Below are 17222 nucleotides of genomic sequence, written 5' to 3' on the forward strand. Positions count from 1 at the left end.
AATGCCAACAAGGTGCCCTTCATGTCGTTGAAACTCGCTGTCTCCTTCGCTCCGACCCATTCTGCAACGGGAGGTCTCGCTATCCTGTTGACGACGTCGGGCGCAGAGATGCCGGCTGGAGCGTCCGAAGCGGATCCGGCAGGCGTTTATGCACGCGCCGCCAAGGCTGCGAAATTCACCGGAAAGGCGCTTGCCACCCTCGACGTCGTCGCGCCGCATGGTTCGCCGCTCGATCGCATGGTCGTCATCGGTCTCGGCAAGGGCGATGCCTTGACCGGCCATGATTGGCTGAAGGCCGGCGGTGTCGCGACGGCGGCCCTGAAGGGCGCCGAAAAGGTTGCCATCTACATGGACGTCCCTGGCCTGGAGGTCTCGCCCAAGGCTGCCGCCGATTTCACCCTCGGCATGCTGCTGCGCGCCTACAAGTTCGACACCTACAAGACCAAGAAGAAGGCCGAGGACGACGAGGAGAAGGGCGACAAGACGGTCAAGGTGACGATCGTCACCGCCCAGGCCGCAGCCGCCAAGAAGGCCTTCGCCGAGACTGAGGCCATTGCAGATGGCGTGACCCTTGCGCGTGATCTCGTCAATGAACCGGCCAATGTTCTCGGTCCGCTCGAATTCGCCGCCAAGGCCAAGGAACTGGAAAAGCTCGGCGTCGAAGTGGAGATCCTGACCGAGAAGGAAATGAAGAAGCTCGGAATGGGCGCGCTGCTCGGCGTGGCACAGGGATCCGTGCGTCCGCCGCGCCTTGTCGTCATGCAGTGGAAAGGTGGAAAATCGAAGGACAAGCCGATCGCCTTTGTCGGCAAGGGCGTGGTCTTCGATACCGGCGGTATCTCGATCAAGCCGGCTGGTGGCATGGAGGACATGAAGGGTGACATGGGCGGCGCCGCCGCAGTGACCGGGCTCATGCATGTTCTTGCCGCTCGAAAGGCCAAAGTGAACGCCATCGGCATCCTCGGTCTGGTCGAGAACATGCCCGACGGCAACGCCCAGCGTCCCGGCGATATCGTGACCTCCATGTCCGGCCAGACGATCGAAGTGATCAACACCGATGCGGAAGGCCGCCTCGTTCTGTGCGATGCCCTCTGGTATTGCAACGACCGCTTCGAGCCGGCTTTCATGATCAATCTGGCGACGCTGACCGGCGCCATCACGGTCGCGCTTGGCAGCCTGCATGCCGGGCTTTTCTCCAACGACGACGACCTCTCGGAGAAACTGCTCGCAGCCGGCCTGACAACCAATGAGCGCCTGTGGCGCATGCCGCTCGGCAAGGACTATGACAAGCTGATCGACTCGAAATTCGCCGACATGAAGAACACCGGCGGGCGTCAGGCGGGCTCGATCACCGCGGCCCAGTTCCTGAAGCGCTTCGTCAAGGACACCCCTTGGGCGCATCTCGACATCGCCGGCACCGCTATGGGTTCGCCGAATGACGAGATCAACCAGTCCTGGGGCTCTGGCTATGGCGTGCGTCTCTTGGATGAACTGGTGCGGGCAAACTACGAATCGTAAGTCTGGAGACGGCGCGCCCGATGGCCGAAGTCCTGTTCTATCATTTGACGGAATCCAAGCTTGAGGACGCGCTCCCGCCGCTCCTGGAAAAGAGCGTCGAACGAGGCTGGAAGGTCGCGGTCCAGACCCGCGACGCGGAGCGGCGTGACGCGCTCGACGCGCATCTGTGGACCTATCGCGAGGAGAGCTTTCTGCCGCACGGGACAGACGAGGGAGCCTCGCCAGACCGGCAGCCGGTCCTGCTCACCGTCGAGCAGGACAATCAGAACAGCGCCAGCGTGCGTTTCCTCGTCGATGGTGCCGAGCCGCCTGCAGATCTCGCTTACGACCGGATCGTCTTCGTCTTCGATGGCTATGACACCGAGCAGGTCGAGGGCGCACGCGCGCAATGGAAGCGCCTCAAGGGCGAGGGGCATAGCCTGACCTATTGGCAGCAGACGCCCGAAGGCCGTTGGGAAAAGAAAGCCTGATCCACGACGCGCCTCCTGCTGTCCGTCGGATCGAGGTGTCAGGGCGTCATGATCGTCTTGCGCAAGAAGCTGTAGCCCATGGCTGTGCGCCGTGCCATCTCGGCTGAGTTGCCGGCGCCGCCATGTCCGCCCGATCCGTATTCGTGGAACAGGGGTGTATGCCCTGCTTCTTCCAGCCGGAGCGCAAAGCGTCTGGCATGGGAGGGATGAACCCGGTCGTCATTGCTCGAGCTTTCGATGTAGACCGGCGGGTAGGCCTGCTCCGATGCTGGCTTGATCTGGTGGAGTGGCGAGTAGCTGAGGAGATAGTTGCGGTCTGCCTCGTCGTCCGGATTCCCGTATTCGTCCATCCACGCCCGTCCTGCCGGAAACTTATGGAACCGCGTCATGTCGAGCACGGGCACGCGGCACCAGACGGCGCCGAAGTCGTCCGGGTAACGCGTCAGCATGACGCCGGTCAGCAAGCCGCCATTGCTGCCGCCCGTGCAGGCGATCCGCGACGGTTTCGAATAGCCACGTTTCACGAGGTCGCGGGCGATGGCGACGAAGTCCTCGTAGGCCTTGTGACGACCGTGTCGCTTCACCGGTGTATGCCATTGTGGCCCGAGCTCCGAGCCACCGCGGATATAGGCCTGAACATAAGCGCCACCCTGTTCGAGGAAGCGACCCGTGGTGCCGGAATAATGCGGAGCGAGCGATGCGGCAAAACCGCCGTACCCGTAGATCAGCACGGGCAATTCGCCCTCCGTCCAGGTCTTCGGCAGCACGAGATGGTAGGGCACCTTGGTGCCGTCTTCGGATGAGGCTTCCAGCAGAAGGCTCGTCATGCCCTCGGCATCGAAGAAGGCAGGCGAAGTGTCTTCTGCCACGAGAACGGGCGACGCAGACACGGGTCGCCGCGCCTCGTCGGACAGCGAGAGGGTGTAGCGCGCCGGGGGCTTGAGAAAACCGGAGCCGATGACGGAGAGCGTATCGTCGCCCAGATGCAGGTCGGCGTAGAGCGGCGTGAAGTAGAGCGCTTCGATCCCGTCCGGCAGGGAGATCCGCTGCGGTTCAGCGTCGGCTCTGGTCAGATCGAGCACGTAAAGCGATGGCGAAAGGCGGTCGTCCACCGAGTAGACCGCAAAATTCCGCAAAAGCGAGAAATGATGCACGGCTCGCCCCGGTGCCGGCTCCACGAGAATGCGCCGCTCCTTCCCCAGCGGTTGATCGCCGAACGGTGTCAGCGCCTGAAGCACAAGGCTGCCGGACGGGACCTGTTCGTCTGTCTTGGCAAGCCAGAGAATATGACTGTGATTGATGTCGAAGCCGATTTCCCGCGGCAAAGGCAGGCGGCGCGGAATGCCATCCCCATTCTCGATGTTGAGGCTGAGCTTGCCGATCTCGTGGTTCTCCATGAAAACACGGAACTGCTGCGTCTCCGGGCCCTCGTGGCCGCCGAGCGCCGGATCGATGACGAAGCCGTAGCCGGTGACATCGGTCGAGGCTGCTTCGAACAAGATGTCCGCTTTTGCCGGCTCCTCGCCGCGCCGCAGTCGCCGTCCGACTCTCGGCCAACCAGACTGGGTGGCTGAGAAGGTATCGATGGAGCCAAAGTAGAGGATCTCGTCACGGCTGAGCCATGACGCCTGTGCTCGCACCGCCGGCGTATCGAAGCCGCCATCAACCACCTGTTTTGCTTCCAGATCGAATTCGAGAAAGCGGGTGAGGTCGGATCCGCCGTCGGACAGGCGCAGCAGGACCCGCGTCGGCTCGAAGGGGCAGGTGACGGAACCGCCGAAGATCCAGCGTTTTCCGTCTCGCGCACAGAAGGCGTCGAGATCGAAGACCGTCTCCCAGGGAGCATCGGGACGTGGGGTCTGCGTTGCGGGCAGCCGACGCAGAACCCCGAGCGGGTTGTCGCGCGAACGGTTGAAGTCGAACAGCCAGTTCCCGCGACGTGTTGGCACGATCAGCCTGTCCTGGCGCTCCATCATGGCCTGCAGCGCTTCGGCATCGGCCTTCATTTCGGGCGTCGCGAGGCTCTCTTCGGAAAGGCGGGTTCGCTCAGCGACAAAGGCCAGGGTGCGCGGATCGTCATCCTTTTCGAGAAAGAGATCCATGCTGCTACTCCTGTTGTGTCTTACAATTGCGATCAGGCGAGGTCGGTGCGGCTGAAATCTGTGCCCACATAGAGAAGGGGCGCCCCGGATGCCTTGGCTCCTGCATAGGAAAAACAGTCGCCGAAATTGAGGCGAGCGGGGTGACGACCCTTGCCATAACGCGAGAAGGCATCGAGCGCAGCGAATGCGGTGTCGCGGTTGGCCGGGATGACCTCGGCGTTGAGTTCGGTGAGGAACTCCACGATGAGGCTCGTCGCCTCATCCACAGCAATCTGGCGCCTGCCAGCCAATACGGTGGTCGCTTCAAAGATCACAGTCGGCGAAACGAAGAATTGTGTACCCGAATTGGACAGGCAGGCAGCGATCCGTTCGTATTCCGGTCCTTCGAGAAAATATTCGATGATAGCCGAGGCATCGAGGAACATCAGGTATCGCCCCACATCTCGTCGAGAAACGCCTCTTGATCGAAGTCGGGATCGTCGCTCCCCATGGCTTGGTAGCGCTGTTTGATCTTCTCCAGGCGCTCGGCGAGCGGGGGGCGCTGCTCGTCCGCTTCCACGACGCGCTCGAGCGCCTGGCGGATCGCATCCGTCTTGGTCGGGGCTTTCAAGATCTTCTGCGCCTGTTCGGCGAGTTGGTTCACTCGTTCATCACGCACATAGAGCGGCATGGCGTCACCTCGTGAATATACGCTTTCAAGATAGTGTATATTCAGAGGTTCAACAAGAAAGGCGGCCTTCAGCCGGCCATGCCCTCTTCATATTCGGCGGAAAGCTCCAGCCACTGCTCTTCCGCGGCGGAAAGCTTGGCCGCCGCTTCGCCGCGCTGTTTGGCCTTTTCGGCCGCCTTGGCCGGCGCCTTCTCGTAGAGCGCAGGGTCGGCGAGCTCCTTGTCCAGAGCCTGAATCAAAGTCTCCAGCTTCTTCGTCAAGGCTTCGACTTCGTTGATCTTTTTCTTGAGTGGCGCGAGGCTCGCCCGCTTGTCGGCCGCCGCCTTGCGCTGCTCTGCCTTGTTGACGGTATCGGCGCCGCTGTCGCCCTTGTCCTTCTCCGCCGGCTTCTTGCCTGAGGCAATGATGAGCGAGCGGTACTCTTCCATGTCGCCGTCAAAGCTGGTGACGGTGCCGTTGTTGACGAGCCAGAGCCGGTCGACAGTCGCCTCGATCAGGTGGCGATCGTGGGAAATCAAGATGACGGCGCCCTCGTAGTCGTTCAGCGCCTCGATCAGCGCCTTGCGGCTGTCGATGTCGAGATGGTTGGTCGGCTCGTCGAGAATCAGAAGGTTCGGCGCATGGAAGGCGGCAAGGCCCATCAGCAGGCGCGCCTTTTCGCCGCCCGAGAGATCCTTGGCGGCCGTTTCCATCTTCTCCGTCGCAAGCCCCATCTGCGCGACCCGGGCGCGCACCTTGGCTTCCGGCTCCAGCGGCATCAGCCGGCGCACATGGGCGACAGGGCTCTCGTTGGGGACCAGGTCGTCGAGCTGGTGCTGGGCGAAGAAGCCGATCTTCAGGCTCGGCGCGGTCTTCAGTTGTCCGCCCTGCGCCTCCAGACGGCCCGAAATGAACTTGGCGAAGGTGGACTTGCCATTGCCGTTCGAACCGAGCAGCGCGACCCGATCGTCGTTGTCGATGCGCAGGTTGAGGTTCTTCAGGATCGGCTTTCCCGGCTCATAGCCGACAATGCCGCCGGAAATCGCAACGATGGGGGAGGCGGGCTGCTTCTCCGGCTTGGGGAAGGTGATCGGGTGGACGTGGTCCTCGATGACGGCGGCCACCGTTCCCATGCGCTCCAGCGCCTTGATGCGGCTTTGCGCCTGCTTGGCCTTGGTCGCCTTGGCGCGGAAGCGGTCGATGAAGCTCTGCAGATGCTTGCGGGCGGCGTCGTTTTTCGCCTTCGCCTTCATCTGCAATTCGTCGTTTTCGGCCTTCTGGCGCTCGAAACTGTCATAGCCGCCGCGATAGAAGGTCAGCTTCTTCTGGTCGAGGTGAATGATCGAATTGACCGCGGTGTTCAGAAGGTCGCGGTCATGGCTGATGATGATGACCGTGTGCGGATAGCGGCGCACATAGTCTTCCAGCCACAGCGTGCCTTCGAGATCGAGATAGTTGGTCGGCTCGTCGAGCAGCAGCAGGTCCGGCTCGGCAAACAGCACCGAAGCCAGCGCCACGCGCATGCGCCAGCCGCCGGAAAAGGACGAGGCAGGGCGCAGCTGCGCCTCGTGGTCGAAACCGAGACCAGACAGGATCGTCGCCGCGCGCGCTTCCGCCGAATGCGCTCCGATGTCGGCAAGCCGCGTCTGGATTTCAGCGATGCGATGGGGATCGGTCGCCGTCTCTGCTTCCGCAAGCAGGGCTGCCCGCTCCTTGTCGGCGGCAAGCACGATCGAGATCAGCGAGTCTTCCGTTCCCGGCGCCTCCTGTGCGACCTGGCCGATGCGCGCATTCTTCGGGATCGAGACCGAGCCGCTTTCGGATCCGAGATCGCCGGTGATGATGCGAAACAGGGTGGACTTGCCCGCCCCGTTCTTGCCGACGAGGCCGGCCTTGGTGCCGGCCGGCAGCGAGACGCTGGCATGGTCGATGAGCAGGCGTCCGGCGACGCGGGCGGAGATGTCGGTGATCGTGATCATGGCACTGGCTTTTGGCCGATGTCACGACCAAAGGCAAGCGGCCGGCCGGAGGGGAAGCGCTTAGGCGACCTGTCGCGGTCCGGGCTTGTAGCCGATGATCGGCTGGCGCGGATTCTGTCGGGCGAGGATGGTTGCCGTCTTGGCGATCGCGAGCCATGCGGTGGGATCTGCCGCCTCATGCGCCATGGCATGACCGATGGCGAGCGGCAGGCCGCCGACCTCATGGGATGTCTCTGAAGCAAAGACGAGATTGTTTTCTGCCGTCGTGAACAGCCGTTCGGCGATGATATGCGCTTCGTCGGCATTGATGCCTTCGAAGACGAAGGCGAAGGTATCCGCCTCGATCCGGGCAATCACATCATTCTTCTTGATTGCCTTGCGGAAGATCCCGGCGAGCCCTTTCACGAGCTTGCTGACGGCTTCGTCACCATACTGGTGCTGCAGACCGGGCAGATCGATAATCTCGATGAGGACGAGGGCTGCTGGATGCGCGGGCGACGCTTCGGCATGCAGGTCTTCGAGCGTCTGGAAGAGACTGATGCGGTTGGGGAGCCCGGTCAGCCGATCCTTGGTCATCATCGCCTGGGCGGCACGAAGGGCGCGGTCCGCACGTTCGAGATCCTCCAGGCCCTCCTTCACGGTCGTGGTGAGTTCGGTCTCCGAGCGCACCATGGCGCTCCCGACCGAGGCGAGCATTTCGAGCTCACCCAGCAACTGGTCGACGCCGATGGTCATGTCGTCGCGAATGGAGCGGATGACGGCTTCGACGGAATTGGTGAAAGCACGCTTCTGGCTGAGCCCGAGGGAAAGCTGGTCGCTGACCCTCGACAGCGTCTTGACGGTCTCCGCCTGGAGATGCGTCGCCGTCATCCCGCAATGACCGGGGAGGCGATACTTGAGTCCGAGCTGGTCGAGCGCGGACTGCGTGGGGCGCGCGCCAAGTCCAGAAAGGTCCCGGGCGAGATCGGGACTGCCGCCGGTCATGGCCTCGTGCACCAGCTCGAAGTTTCGCGGCAGACCCGCGATCTGATGCTTCAGCATGAAGACCGAGATCTTCTGAAGGTCGTCACCCGCTCCCGTCTGATGTGTGTTTTGCATGCCCGATCCCGTCCCCATGGCGTTTGGCCGGCAGTCTTGCCGAGACGGTTGCAAATTTCGTTAAACTCGCCCCGCACTCCGGACGCGTGGTTAGCCGGTGGTGAACGGGCAGAGCGTTTCCGTCATAGCCATTGCTTCCCGTCGCTGCGCACGAAGTAGATCAGATCCAGGCTGAGGCTCGGTTTGCCCATGCCGGTCAGCCCCGCATGAATTTGTCCGCGGTGATGGGTCTGGTGGTTGAAGAAATGGGTGAGGGCAGGCCAGAGCTTGTGGGAAACGAGCTCCGGTGACGTCACCGGCGTGTAGCTGAAGCTCGCCTCGAGCTGATCGGGCGTGAGGCTGTCGATATAGTCGATGATCCGCTTATCTTCCTGAACGCGCGCGACCTTTAGCTCCGGCAACGTCGCGTAGGGCTTCTCGTCGAGCGTCTTCGGCTTGGGTCCTTCGCCGGTGAAGCGGTTCAGCCAGACGCGGTCGGCAACCAGGATATGGCTGAGGGTGGCGAAGACCGAGCCGAAGAAGGCGCCGGTATCGCGGTGCAACTCGTCTTCGGAGAGCTCGGTCACGGCGGCATAAAGCAGTCTGTTGGCCCAAGCATTATAGGCGGCGAGCATCTGGTAGTTCTGCATGGCGAAGCTCCTGATGGTGGTTCGCCGCCACTCTAGCGGCCTTTGACCCCAGTGTGGGTTATCGGTTCCATGAAAAATGCTGATTTGCATCTCGCGCGAGGATCGGTTTGTCTGTCGCGAACCAGGAGAAACCGATGACGATTACGCTTTATTCGCTGTGCGGCGCCGATGCGGCCCGTCCCTTTTCACCGCACTGCTGGAAAGTGGTGATGGCGCTGCATCACAAGGGCCTTGCTTTTGAAGAGCGTCCGCTGGCCTTCACAGCCATCCCCACCACCGAGAACGGCTTCTCGAAGACGGTGCCCTTCATTCGGGACGGACAAGAACTCATCTCGGACAGCTTCCGCATCGCGCAGTATCTGGAAGAGCACTATCCGGACGAACCGAGCCTGTTTGGCGGGCAGGGCGGCGTTGCCGCCGCGCGTTTCGTCGAAGGCTATTCGCAGCAGGTCGTCCACGGCGTGGTGTCGCGGATCGCGCTCTCCGATATCCATGCCATGCTCGCCCCGACCGACCAGGACTATTTCCGCAAGAGCCGCGAAGAACGGCTCGGGCGCACGCTGGAGGAAGTCGCTGCCGGCCGCGATGCAGCCATCGCCGCTCTGCCTGCCGCCCTCCAGCCATTGCGCCACATGCTGGGCCACCAGCCCTTCGTCGGCGGAGCAACACCGCTCTTTGCCGACTACATCGTCTTCGGCGCGCTGCAGTGGCTGAAGATCACCACGGGCTCGATCCATCTTCCGGCGGATGACCCGGTAAGCCGCTGGTTCGACCGCTGCCTCGATCTCTATGAGGGCGTGGGGCGCGCGGTCGCCTGAGCCTTCAATTTGGTCGATTGTGACGTCGTCGTGAAATTGTCGAACCCCTCTTGTCTTCGTGATTCGGGGCGGGTAGATACCGCCCACTTTCCCTGACAGACAAAAGGATGAGACTGATGGCGATTGAACGCACCTTCTCGATGATCAAGCCCGATGCCACCAAGCGCAACCTGACCGGCGCCATCACCAAGGTCTTCGAAGACAACGGCCTGCGTGTCGTCGCTTCCAAGCGCGTATGGATGTCGAAGCGCGAAGCCGAAGGCTTCTACGCCGTTCACAAGGAACGCCCCTTCTTCGGCGAACTGGTTGAAGGCATGACCTCGGGCCCGACCGTCGTTCAGGTTCTCGAAGGCGAAAACGCCATCCTGAAGAACCGCGAGATCATGGGCGCCACCAACCCGGCAAATGCCGATGAAGGCACCATCCGCAAGATGTTCGCTCTCTCGATCGGCGAAAACTCGGTTCACGGTTCGGACGCTCCGGAAACCGCTGCCCAGGAGATCAAGTACTGGTTCGCTGACACCGAGATCGTCGGCTGAATCAAGTCCTGAGGCTTCTGCCTCAAGACGTTGAATGACTTGAAGAACCGGAGCTGAAAGGCTCCGGTTTTTTGTTGCGATCTGCGCCGTTTTCCCGTCCGGATCAGACGCCGGGGCAGGTCTTGTCCTTCGCGTAATCCACCGCGCCATCGGTACGATACACCTCCGGGTTCGGGGTATAGACCGGGCCGACGACAAGCGCCTTGCCGGGCATGATCGTCTGGTCGAGGCTCGAGGTCAGCGTCGTTTCGATGGTCTGCAGGACCTTGTCGCGGCCATCGAGGATCCGGATCGAGATCGCATAAGGCCGGTCCTTCACCACACAATGCACCGGCGGGCTTTCGAGCGAGACCTTGTCCCAGAAGGAAAAGATCTTGCTTCGGGTCACCAACGGCGACCCACCGGCAGGGTTTTCGAATGTCGTCTCGACGAAGCTCGGTTCGGGCAGCGGTCCATTGCGGGCAAGCGTCACGACATAGGTCGCCTCCGCCACGCGGTAGTTGAAGATGAAGACCTTGCCCGAAAGCTTGAGCGGCTCGTCGAGATTCTCCCTTTGGCAGCCGGTCATGCCAAAAAGCCCGATGACAAGGGCAGCACCGATCGAGATCGCCTTCATGGCGAGGCCTCCTTCTTCCTGCGATGATAGTGACGGTTCGCCTTGACCCGGTTGCCGCAGACGGCCATGTCGCACCACGTACGACTGCGGTTCTTGCTGCGATCCATGAAGAGCCAGCCGCAATTGCCGCAGATCTTCATGCGCTCGGGCTGCGGTTCGCAAATCAGGCCAAGGGCGGACTTGGCCGTGGCAGCCTCCAGGCTGTCGTCGTCGGGGGCGGCTCGGAGTGCCGTGGCGGCCGCGTCCAGAAGGTCCGCCAACTGTGTGCGGCTTTCCTGGCCAAGCACCCGATCTCGGAAATAGCCATCGATCGCCTCCCGCAGATGCAGGAAGAGCATCTCATTGCCGGGGCCAACCGGCCTCAGTGCGCCAAACCGTGTCCGCTCCGCTGACAATCGGCTTGCCGCTTCGGGAAAGGCGGCGAGTTGCTCCGGCACGGCGAACCGGTCGCGCCGCCCGTCCGGCGAGTGCCGCAGGATGACGCTGTTGGCCACATCAAGGGCCAGGGCGCCACCGGCGAAGCGATGAGGGGTCCAGGTGAAGGTCATGGCTCAATATAACTGGTAAAAAGCTTTTTGACAGTTATAAATGCAGTCGGAGGACGCGATGGCCTACCTGCTGCAACAGCTTCTGAACGCGCTGCCCATGGCGAGCCTCTATGCCTGCCTTGCCTTCGGCTATTCGCTGGCTTTCGGGGTGACGAAGCGCCCGGATATCACCTTCGGGGCACTAGTCGCCTTCGCCGGTCAAATCAGCCTGCTGTTCACCGATTTCGGCTGGAACGGTCTTTACCTCGTCCTGCCGGCGGCTGTCGGCCTCGGCCTCGCGACAGGCTTCGCCTATGCCTTGCTGGCGGGGTACTGGAATGCGCGAACCGTCATGCTGCCCTTGCACAAGAGATCACCGAATGCGGTGATCGTCGCGTCGCTCGGCGTCGTGCTGCTGCTTTCAGAGGGCGCGCGTCTCGCGCTCGACACGCGGAGCCTGTGGTTGCCGCCCCTGGGGCAGCACTTCGTGACGATCTTGAGGATCGAAGACACAGCACTCGGCCTCACACGGCTTCAGATGCTGCATAGCGCGCTCATGCTTGCCGTTGTCGTGCTCGGCTCCCTGCTTCTGACGTTTAGCCGGGCAGGGCGTTTGTGGCAGGCGGTCTGCCAGGATCCACTTGCCGCCCGTCTCGTCGGGATCGATGCCGACAAGGTCTTCGTGCTCTCCCTGACCGCCGCCGCCTCAGTGGCGGCCGCTGGCGGACTGTCGGCCACGGTGCTCTACGGCACCATGGATTTCGGCGCGGGTCTGATATTCGGATTGAAAGTGGTTCTGATCGCAGCGGTCGGCGGTTACTCGCGCCCGCTCCAGTCTGCTCTTGGCGCCGCCGCCATCGCTTTTGCCGAACAGCTCTGGGGAGCCTATGGCCCGATGATCTGGCGTGACGCTGTGATCATCTCGGCGCTGGTCTGGCTCCTGGTCGTGAGCCGTCGCGAACGCATCATTCCCTGAGCCAGCGATCCCGCGCGCTGTCGTCGGCGTCCTTGGCCGCGACCCAGTCTCCCGTTTCTCCATCTCGCCCATGCTCCTTCTTCCAGAACGGGGCTGATGTTTTCAGGAAGTCCATGACGAAATTGGCGCCGTCGAAGGCGGCCTGGCGGTGCGGGGCTGCGGCAATCACGAGCACGATCTGTTCGGCGGCCTCGATGCGGCCGAAGCGGTGGATGGCAGTCAGCCCGAGCAGGGAGAAACGGTTGATCGCGAGATCGCAGATCCGCTGCATCTCGGTCTCGGCCATGCCGGGATAGTGCTCGAGCTCGAGTGCCGAAAGAGTTCCTGCTTCGTCGCGGCAAAGCCCGACGAAGGAAACAAGCGCGCCGATATCCTTGCGCCCTTCGGTCAGGCGACGCGCTTCTGAGGCCGCATCGAAATCCTCGCGCTGGACGCGGATGATGGCAGATGGCGTTTCCGTCACGGTTTCAACTCCGGCTGGAGGCACTCAGCCTCCGGTCATCGGCGGAAAGATGCCGATCTCGCGGGCACCTGCGATCGATTCGTGGTGCTCGACATGCTCCTGATTGACGGCAACGCGGATCGCCTTGGGAAAGCGCAGGGCCTCCTCATAGCCGTCTCCAAGCGTCGCGAGCCAGGTCACCAGTTCGCCGGCTGTCTGGACGCCAGCTGGGATATCGAGCTCTTCTTCACCCTTGCCGATGCGCTCGCGCACCCAGGCAAAATAGACCAGTTTCACCATCTCAATCCACCATGTGCTTGGCGCCGGCGCGGAAATAATCATAGCCGGTATAGATGGTCAGGATTGCCGCGATCCAGAGCAGGGTGATGCCGGCTTCGGTCGTGTAGGGCAGAACCTTGTCGCCGGCAGGGCCGGCCAGCAGGAAGGCCAGCGCAAACATCTGCGCCGTCGTCTTCCACTTGGCGATCCGCGTAACCGGCACCGAAACCTTCAGCGCCGCGAGATATTCGCGCAGGCCGGAGACGAGGATCTCGCGGCAGAGAATGGTAATCGCCGCCCAGAGCGACCAGCCGGCAATCGTGCCGTCCGCCGCCATCAGAAGCAGCACCGAGGCGATCAGGAGCTTGTCGGCGATCGGGTCGAGCATTTTCCCGATATTGGAGGTCTGGTTCCAGATCCTTGCCAGATAGCCGTCGAGATAGTCGGTGATCGAGGCGGCGATGAACAGCGCCAGAGCTGACCAGCGCGCGAAATCGGAACTCTGCAGACGACCCTCGAGGAAGAAGCACAGGACGATGAGCGGCACGGCGAGAATGCGGGCGTAGGTCAGGAGATTGGGGATATTGTATGCGCGCGAAGCCATGATGCCCTGTCTTTGAATTCTGCTAGGTGATGTGATGTGATGGTTTTCGGTCGGGGCCGTCAACACAAGAATTCTGAATGGTCCTTGTCGTCCTCTTGTCCCCGGATGCGTCGTTTCCGTGTCAATCACCGCTGTTTTCGTGAAAATGGTTGTAGATCAGCCGCGCGACGGCCTCCGAAATGCCCTCGACCGCCATCAGATCGCTGACGGCAGCGCGTGACACGGCTTTGGCCGTGCCGAAATGCTGCAACAGCGCCCGCTTGCGCGTCGGACCGATTCCGGAGATCTCGTCCAGCGGGTTTTTGACCATTTCCTTCTTGCGCCGGGCCCGATGTGAGCCGATGGCAAAGCGGTGCGCTTCATCGCGCATTCGCTGGATGAAGTAGAGGACCGGATCGCGCGGCGGCAGCGTGAAGTCCGGCTTGCCCTGGACGAAGAAGCGTTCGCGGCCGGCGTCGCGGTCGACCCCCTTGGCAACCCCGATCGCGATTACGCTGTCGGTGATGTCGAGTTCGTCGAGGATCTTGCGCACTGCCGTCATCTGGCCCTGACCGCCATCGATCAGGATGACATCGGGCCAGGCGGGGAAAGCCGCATCGCCGCTGTCATCGGGTGCGGCACTGCGATCCGGCTTGCCTTCTTCCTTGAGCAGCCGCGAGAAGCGCCGGGTCATCACCTCGCGCATCATGCCAAAGTCGTCGCCGGGCGTGATCTCGGTCGATTTGATGTTGAACTTGCGGTACTGGCCCTTCACGAAGCCTTCCGGCCCCGCAACCACCATGCCGCCCACGGCATTGGTCCCCATGATATGCGAGTTGTCGTAGATCTCGATGCGCCGCGGCACGTAGGGCAGCTGGAAGGTCTCAGCGAGACCGGCCAAAAGCCGCGACTGCGACGCAGTTTCGGCAAGCTTGCGGCCGTGGGCCTCGCGGGCATTGGCGCTCACATGGCCGACAAGATCCTTCTTCTCACCCCGCTGCGGCACGCTGATCGAAACCTTGTGGCCCGCCTTTTCGGAAAGTGCTGTCGCCAGGAGGTCCTGCTCCTCGACCTCTTCGGAGAGGAGGATCAGCCGCGGTACAGGCTTGTCGTCATAGAACTGCGCGAGGAAGGAATTGAGGACCTCGGCTGCGCTGAGCTGAGGATCCGCCTTCGGGAAATAAGCCTGATTGCCCCAGTTCTGGCTGGCGCGGAAGAAGAAGACCTGGATGCAGGACAGTCCGCCTTCGTGATGGATGGCAAAAACGTCAGCCTCTTCCACACCGGCCGGGTTGATGCCCTGATGGCTCTGGACATGGGAAAGGCCGGCCAGTCGGTCGCGGAACACGGCAGCGCGCTCGAAGTCGAGGTCTTCCGCTGCCTCGTTCATGGCGCGCGCCATGGCTTCCTTGACGTTCTGGCTCTTGCCCGAGAGGAAGTCCTTCGCTTCGCGCACGAGACCGGCATAATCCGGATCGCTGATCTCGTGAGTGCAAGGACCCGAACAGCGCTTGATTTGATAGAGCAGGCAGGGCCGGGTGCGGCTTTCGAAGACGCTGTCGGTGCAGGTGCGCAGCAGGAACGCCCGCTGCAGGGAGTTGATCGTTCGGCCGACAGCGCTCGCCGAGGCGAAGGGACCGAAATAGTCACCCTTGCGGGCCCGCGCGCCACGATGCTTGTAGATCGCGGGCGAACGGCTGTCGCCGGTGATCAGGATATAGGGAAAGCTCTTGTCGTCGCGCAGCAGGACATTATAGCGCGGCCGCAGGCGCTTGATCAGGTTGGCTTCAAGGAGCAGCGCCTCGACCTCGGTGCGGGTCGTGACGAATTCCATGTGTACGGTTTCGCGCACCATGCGCGACAAGCGGTTCGAATGGACCCGGCCCTGGGCGTAATTGCTGACGCGCTTCTTCAGGCTCTTCGCCTTGCCGACATACATGACGTCGCCGTCCTTGTTCAGCATGCGGTAGACGCCGGGCGCATTGGGAAGCCGCTTGACGAATTCGCCGATCAGATCGGCACCCGTCAGGCCGGTCTCGTCCAACCCGTCGACATGCCAGTCGATCTCGATGCCGGCGCGCGTCGTCTCGGGCTCGACCACGACGTCATCGTCATCTTCTTCCGTACCATCATAGAGAACGCCGCCATCGGGCAGCTTTCCTCCATTCATTCATTGATCTCCGTGCCGTGCCAAATCAGATGCTGGCCCCCATCCAAGGCGATCATTTGGCCGGTGATCGACGGCGTGTCAAAAAGAAAGCGGATTGTTTGCCCGAATTCCGTGAGCGACGGGCCGCGCTTGAGCGGCAGACTGTCGACCTGCGCCTGGAAATCCTCGGGCCGCTGCCGCTCTGAAATCAGGGTGGGTCCCGGGCCGATCGCATTCACCCGCACCCGGGGGGCGAAGGCCTGTGCCATGGTGCGGGTCGCCGTCCACAGGGTGGATTTGGAAAGCGTATAGGAGAAGAAGGTCGGCTTTAGCGCTAGCACCCGCTGGTCGATGATGTTGACGACCAGGCCTGAGCAATCCTCCGGCAGCGCCTTGACCATGGCACCACTCAAGATCGACGGCGCGCGGACATGCAGATTGAAATGCCGGTCGAACGTCTCCGGATCGAAATCGGCAGCGGTATCGTCTTCGAAGATCGAGGCATTGTTGACGAGAAGGCCGACCGGCCCGAATTCGGCCTGCGTGCGCGCAATGAGGGACGAGGTCTCGGAAATGTTACCGAGATCGGCTTGAAGCGCAATGGCTTGTTTGCCGGCCTCTCTCAGCGCCGCGGCTACTGCCTCGGCTTCCGCCAGCGAGCCGTTTGCATGCAAAGCCACGGCAAACCCGTTCTGTGCCAAGTCTTCCGCAATGGCCCGGCCAAGTCTTTTGGCCGAGCCTGTGACCAATGCCACCTTCGGGATGCCGTTTTGCATCGCTTTTACCTTGTTCTGGATCTTTGGTTGCGCTGCATATATGGCGCCAACGCGATATTTAAACAGCCGCAAACCAATTTCATTCGGCAATTGATCTTCCGGCGTCATCAGTACAATTTCAGTATATATTTATGTAAATCGCCGACCTCGGCGTAAACTATTTGTTATGGTTAACGAATCGTTTGTGTCTTTTAAGCAACGTCCCGATTTGGTCACTGCTGTGCCACAATGAATTCACATTTCGGCTCTTTCAATTCCTCAATTGCCATCCATTTCTACAGTCGGAACGGGCAGGGAATACCCATTAACGTTCAGGCCGCCGTTGGTTCTTAGTGAAGTGCGGCCCGGAACTGAAAGGAGACTAACATGCGTACCCTCAAGATCATGCTTCTGGCTTCGGCCACCACCGTCGTCGCTTTCGCCGCCCAGGCAGCTGACGCCATCTACCAGGCTCCGGAAGCTCCGGCCGCAACCGAATCCTACTCCGAGCCGGCCGGCAACTGGTCGGGCGCTTATGTCGGTGGTGGCATCACCTATGACATGGGCAAGTTCACCGGCTCGAACGACGGTCGTGATGCCGACGGCATCGGCGGCACCGTCTACGGCGGTTACAACATGCAGAGCGGTTCGATCGTCTACGGCGCAGAAGCTGACCTCAGCTACGCTGGTGAAGATGGTTCGGCTGGCACCGACGCAACTGCAGGCAGCCTCAAGGGCACCCAGGGCGTCAACGGCTCGGTCCGTGGCCGCGTCGGTTACGACCTGAACCCCTTCCTCATCTATGGTACGGCCGGTGTGGCTGTCGCCAACCACGAGTTGGAAGGCAATGGCACGAACGACGAGAAGCTGGCAGCCGGCTACACGGTTGGCGCCGGTGTTGAAACCTTCGTCACCGACAACATCACCGCTCGCGTCGAATATCGCTACAGCGACTACCAGAAGCGCGATTTCGATCTCGGCACTGGTGCAATCTCCAAGGGCTTTGACGACCACTCGGTCAAGGTCGGCATGGGCGTGAAGTTCTGATCCACGCGATCCGCGAAGACAGAAAAAGCCGGGCATCGTCCCGGCT

The 17222-nt window shown here is 61.8% G+C and carries 19 protein-coding genes; 6 read left to right on the top strand and 13 right to left on the bottom strand.

Going from position 1 to position 17222, the window contains the following annotated elements:
* Positions 1–21: 21 nt before the first annotated feature.
* Both FAA86_RS05655 and FAA86_RS05660 read left to right on the top strand, forming a co-directional pair.
* Positions 22–1518: a leucyl aminopeptidase gene (locus FAA86_RS05655; protein WP_136538817.1), complete on the top strand. Its 1497-nt coding sequence runs from the start codon at positions 22–24 to the stop codon at positions 1516–1518.
* Between the two features lie 20 nt (positions 1519–1538).
* Positions 1539–1988 carry a DNA polymerase III subunit chi gene (locus FAA86_RS05660; RefSeq protein WP_136538819.1) on the top strand — a complete coding sequence of 150 codons (450 nt, stop codon included), beginning with the start codon at positions 1539–1541 and terminating at the stop codon, positions 1986–1988.
* Between the two features lie 38 nt (positions 1989–2026).
* Here FAA86_RS05660 and FAA86_RS05665 read toward each other — a convergent pair whose 3' ends face one another.
* The 6 genes from FAA86_RS05665 to FAA86_RS05690 all read right to left on the bottom strand — a co-directional run bounded on the left by FAA86_RS05665 (position 2027) and on the right by FAA86_RS05690 (position 8445).
* Positions 2027–4090, bottom strand: coding sequence for a prolyl oligopeptidase family serine peptidase (locus FAA86_RS05665; protein ID WP_136538821.1), 2064 nt, complete (start codon positions 4088–4090; stop codon positions 2027–2029).
* 32 nt (positions 4091–4122) lie between these two features.
* Positions 4123–4515: a type II toxin-antitoxin system VapC family toxin gene (locus tag FAA86_RS05670; protein ID WP_136538823.1), complete on the bottom strand. Its 393-nt coding sequence runs from the start codon at positions 4513–4515 to the stop codon at positions 4123–4125.
* Positions 4515–4760 (bottom strand): type II toxin-antitoxin system VapB family antitoxin, encoded by a 246-nt coding sequence (locus FAA86_RS05675; RefSeq protein ID WP_136538825.1) that lies wholly within the window; start codon positions 4758–4760, stop codon positions 4515–4517. The genes FAA86_RS05670 and FAA86_RS05675 overlap by 1 nt, the downstream gene beginning before the upstream one ends.
* A gap of 68 nt (positions 4761–4828) precedes the next feature.
* Positions 4829–6718 carry an ABC-F family ATP-binding cassette domain-containing protein gene (locus tag FAA86_RS05680; protein WP_136538827.1) on the bottom strand — a complete coding sequence of 630 codons (1890 nt, stop codon included), beginning with the start codon at positions 6716–6718 and terminating at the stop codon, positions 4829–4831.
* Between the two features lie 60 nt (positions 6719–6778).
* A complete protein-coding gene (locus tag FAA86_RS05685) occupies positions 6779–7816 on the bottom strand; it encodes a GGDEF domain-containing protein (RefSeq protein WP_246035009.1) in 1038 nt (345 codons plus the stop codon).
* 122 nt (positions 7817–7938) lie between these two features.
* A complete protein-coding gene (locus FAA86_RS05690) occupies positions 7939–8445 on the bottom strand; it encodes a DinB family protein (RefSeq protein WP_136538831.1) in 507 nt (168 codons plus the stop codon).
* Positions 8446–8579: 134 nt separating this feature from the next.
* On the opposite strand from FAA86_RS05690, the gene FAA86_RS05695 reads away from it, so the two are divergent.
* Positions 8580–9263, top strand: a complete 684-nt coding sequence (locus tag FAA86_RS05695; RefSeq protein WP_136538833.1) for a glutathione S-transferase family protein — start codon at positions 8580–8582, stop codon at positions 9261–9263.
* Between the two features lie 116 nt (positions 9264–9379).
* A complete protein-coding gene (gene ndk, locus FAA86_RS05700) occupies positions 9380–9802 on the top strand; it encodes a nucleoside-diphosphate kinase (RefSeq protein WP_113459297.1) in 423 nt (140 codons plus the stop codon).
* A 103-nt stretch (positions 9803–9905) separates the two neighbouring features.
* Here ndk and FAA86_RS05705 read toward each other — a convergent pair whose 3' ends face one another.
* Together FAA86_RS05705 and FAA86_RS05710 are read right to left on the bottom strand one after the other, a co-directional pair.
* Positions 9906–10418, bottom strand: coding sequence for a hypothetical protein (locus FAA86_RS05705; RefSeq protein ID WP_136538835.1), 513 nt, complete (start codon positions 10416–10418; stop codon positions 9906–9908).
* Positions 10415–10966: a CGNR zinc finger domain-containing protein gene (locus tag FAA86_RS05710; RefSeq protein WP_136538837.1), complete on the bottom strand. Its 552-nt coding sequence runs from the start codon at positions 10964–10966 to the stop codon at positions 10415–10417. The genes FAA86_RS05705 and FAA86_RS05710 overlap by 4 nt, the downstream gene beginning before the upstream one ends.
* A 58-nt stretch (positions 10967–11024) precedes the next feature.
* Between FAA86_RS05710 and FAA86_RS05715 the strand changes: the two genes are divergently transcribed.
* Positions 11025–11921, top strand: coding sequence for a branched-chain amino acid ABC transporter permease (locus FAA86_RS05715; protein WP_136538839.1), 897 nt, complete (start codon positions 11025–11027; stop codon positions 11919–11921).
* On the opposite strand, the gene FAA86_RS05720 is transcribed toward FAA86_RS05715, so the two are convergent.
* The 5 genes from FAA86_RS05720 to FAA86_RS05740 all read right to left on the bottom strand — a co-directional run bounded on the left by FAA86_RS05720 (position 11911) and on the right by FAA86_RS05740 (position 16150).
* Entirely contained in the window at positions 11911–12384 is a 474-nt protein-coding gene (locus tag FAA86_RS05720; protein ID WP_136538841.1) for a molybdenum cofactor biosynthesis protein MoaE, read from the bottom strand. The two genes, FAA86_RS05715 and FAA86_RS05720, sit on opposite strands and share 11 nt — an antisense overlap.
* Before the next feature lie 24 nt (positions 12385–12408).
* Positions 12409–12663: a molybdopterin converting factor subunit 1 gene (gene moaD, locus FAA86_RS05725; RefSeq protein WP_136538843.1), complete on the bottom strand. Its 255-nt coding sequence runs from the start codon at positions 12661–12663 to the stop codon at positions 12409–12411.
* 1 nt (position 12664) lies between these two features.
* Positions 12665–13246: a CDP-diacylglycerol--glycerol-3-phosphate 3-phosphatidyltransferase gene (gene pgsA / locus FAA86_RS05730; protein WP_113459303.1), complete on the bottom strand. Its 582-nt coding sequence runs from the start codon at positions 13244–13246 to the stop codon at positions 12665–12667.
* Between the two features lie 121 nt (positions 13247–13367).
* Entirely contained in the window at positions 13368–15395 is a 2028-nt protein-coding gene (gene uvrC, locus FAA86_RS05735) for an excinuclease ABC subunit UvrC (RefSeq protein ID WP_136538845.1), read from the bottom strand.
* Positions 15392–16150: an SDR family oxidoreductase gene (locus FAA86_RS05740; RefSeq protein ID WP_136539038.1), complete on the bottom strand. Its 759-nt coding sequence runs from the start codon at positions 16148–16150 to the stop codon at positions 15392–15394. The genes uvrC and FAA86_RS05740 overlap by 4 nt, the downstream gene beginning before the upstream one ends.
* Before the next feature lie 366 nt (positions 16151–16516).
* Between FAA86_RS05740 and FAA86_RS05745 the strand changes: the two genes are divergently transcribed.
* Positions 16517–17176, top strand: a complete 660-nt coding sequence (locus FAA86_RS05745; RefSeq protein WP_136538847.1) for an outer membrane protein — start codon at positions 16517–16519, stop codon at positions 17174–17176.
* The last annotated feature ends 46 nt before the right edge of the window (positions 17177–17222 follow it).

It is taken from the genome of Rhizobium rosettiformans W3 (assembly GCF_004912135.1).
In the GTDB taxonomy this organism is placed as follows: Bacteria; Pseudomonadota; Alphaproteobacteria; order Rhizobiales; family Rhizobiaceae; genus Allorhizobium; species Allorhizobium rosettiformans.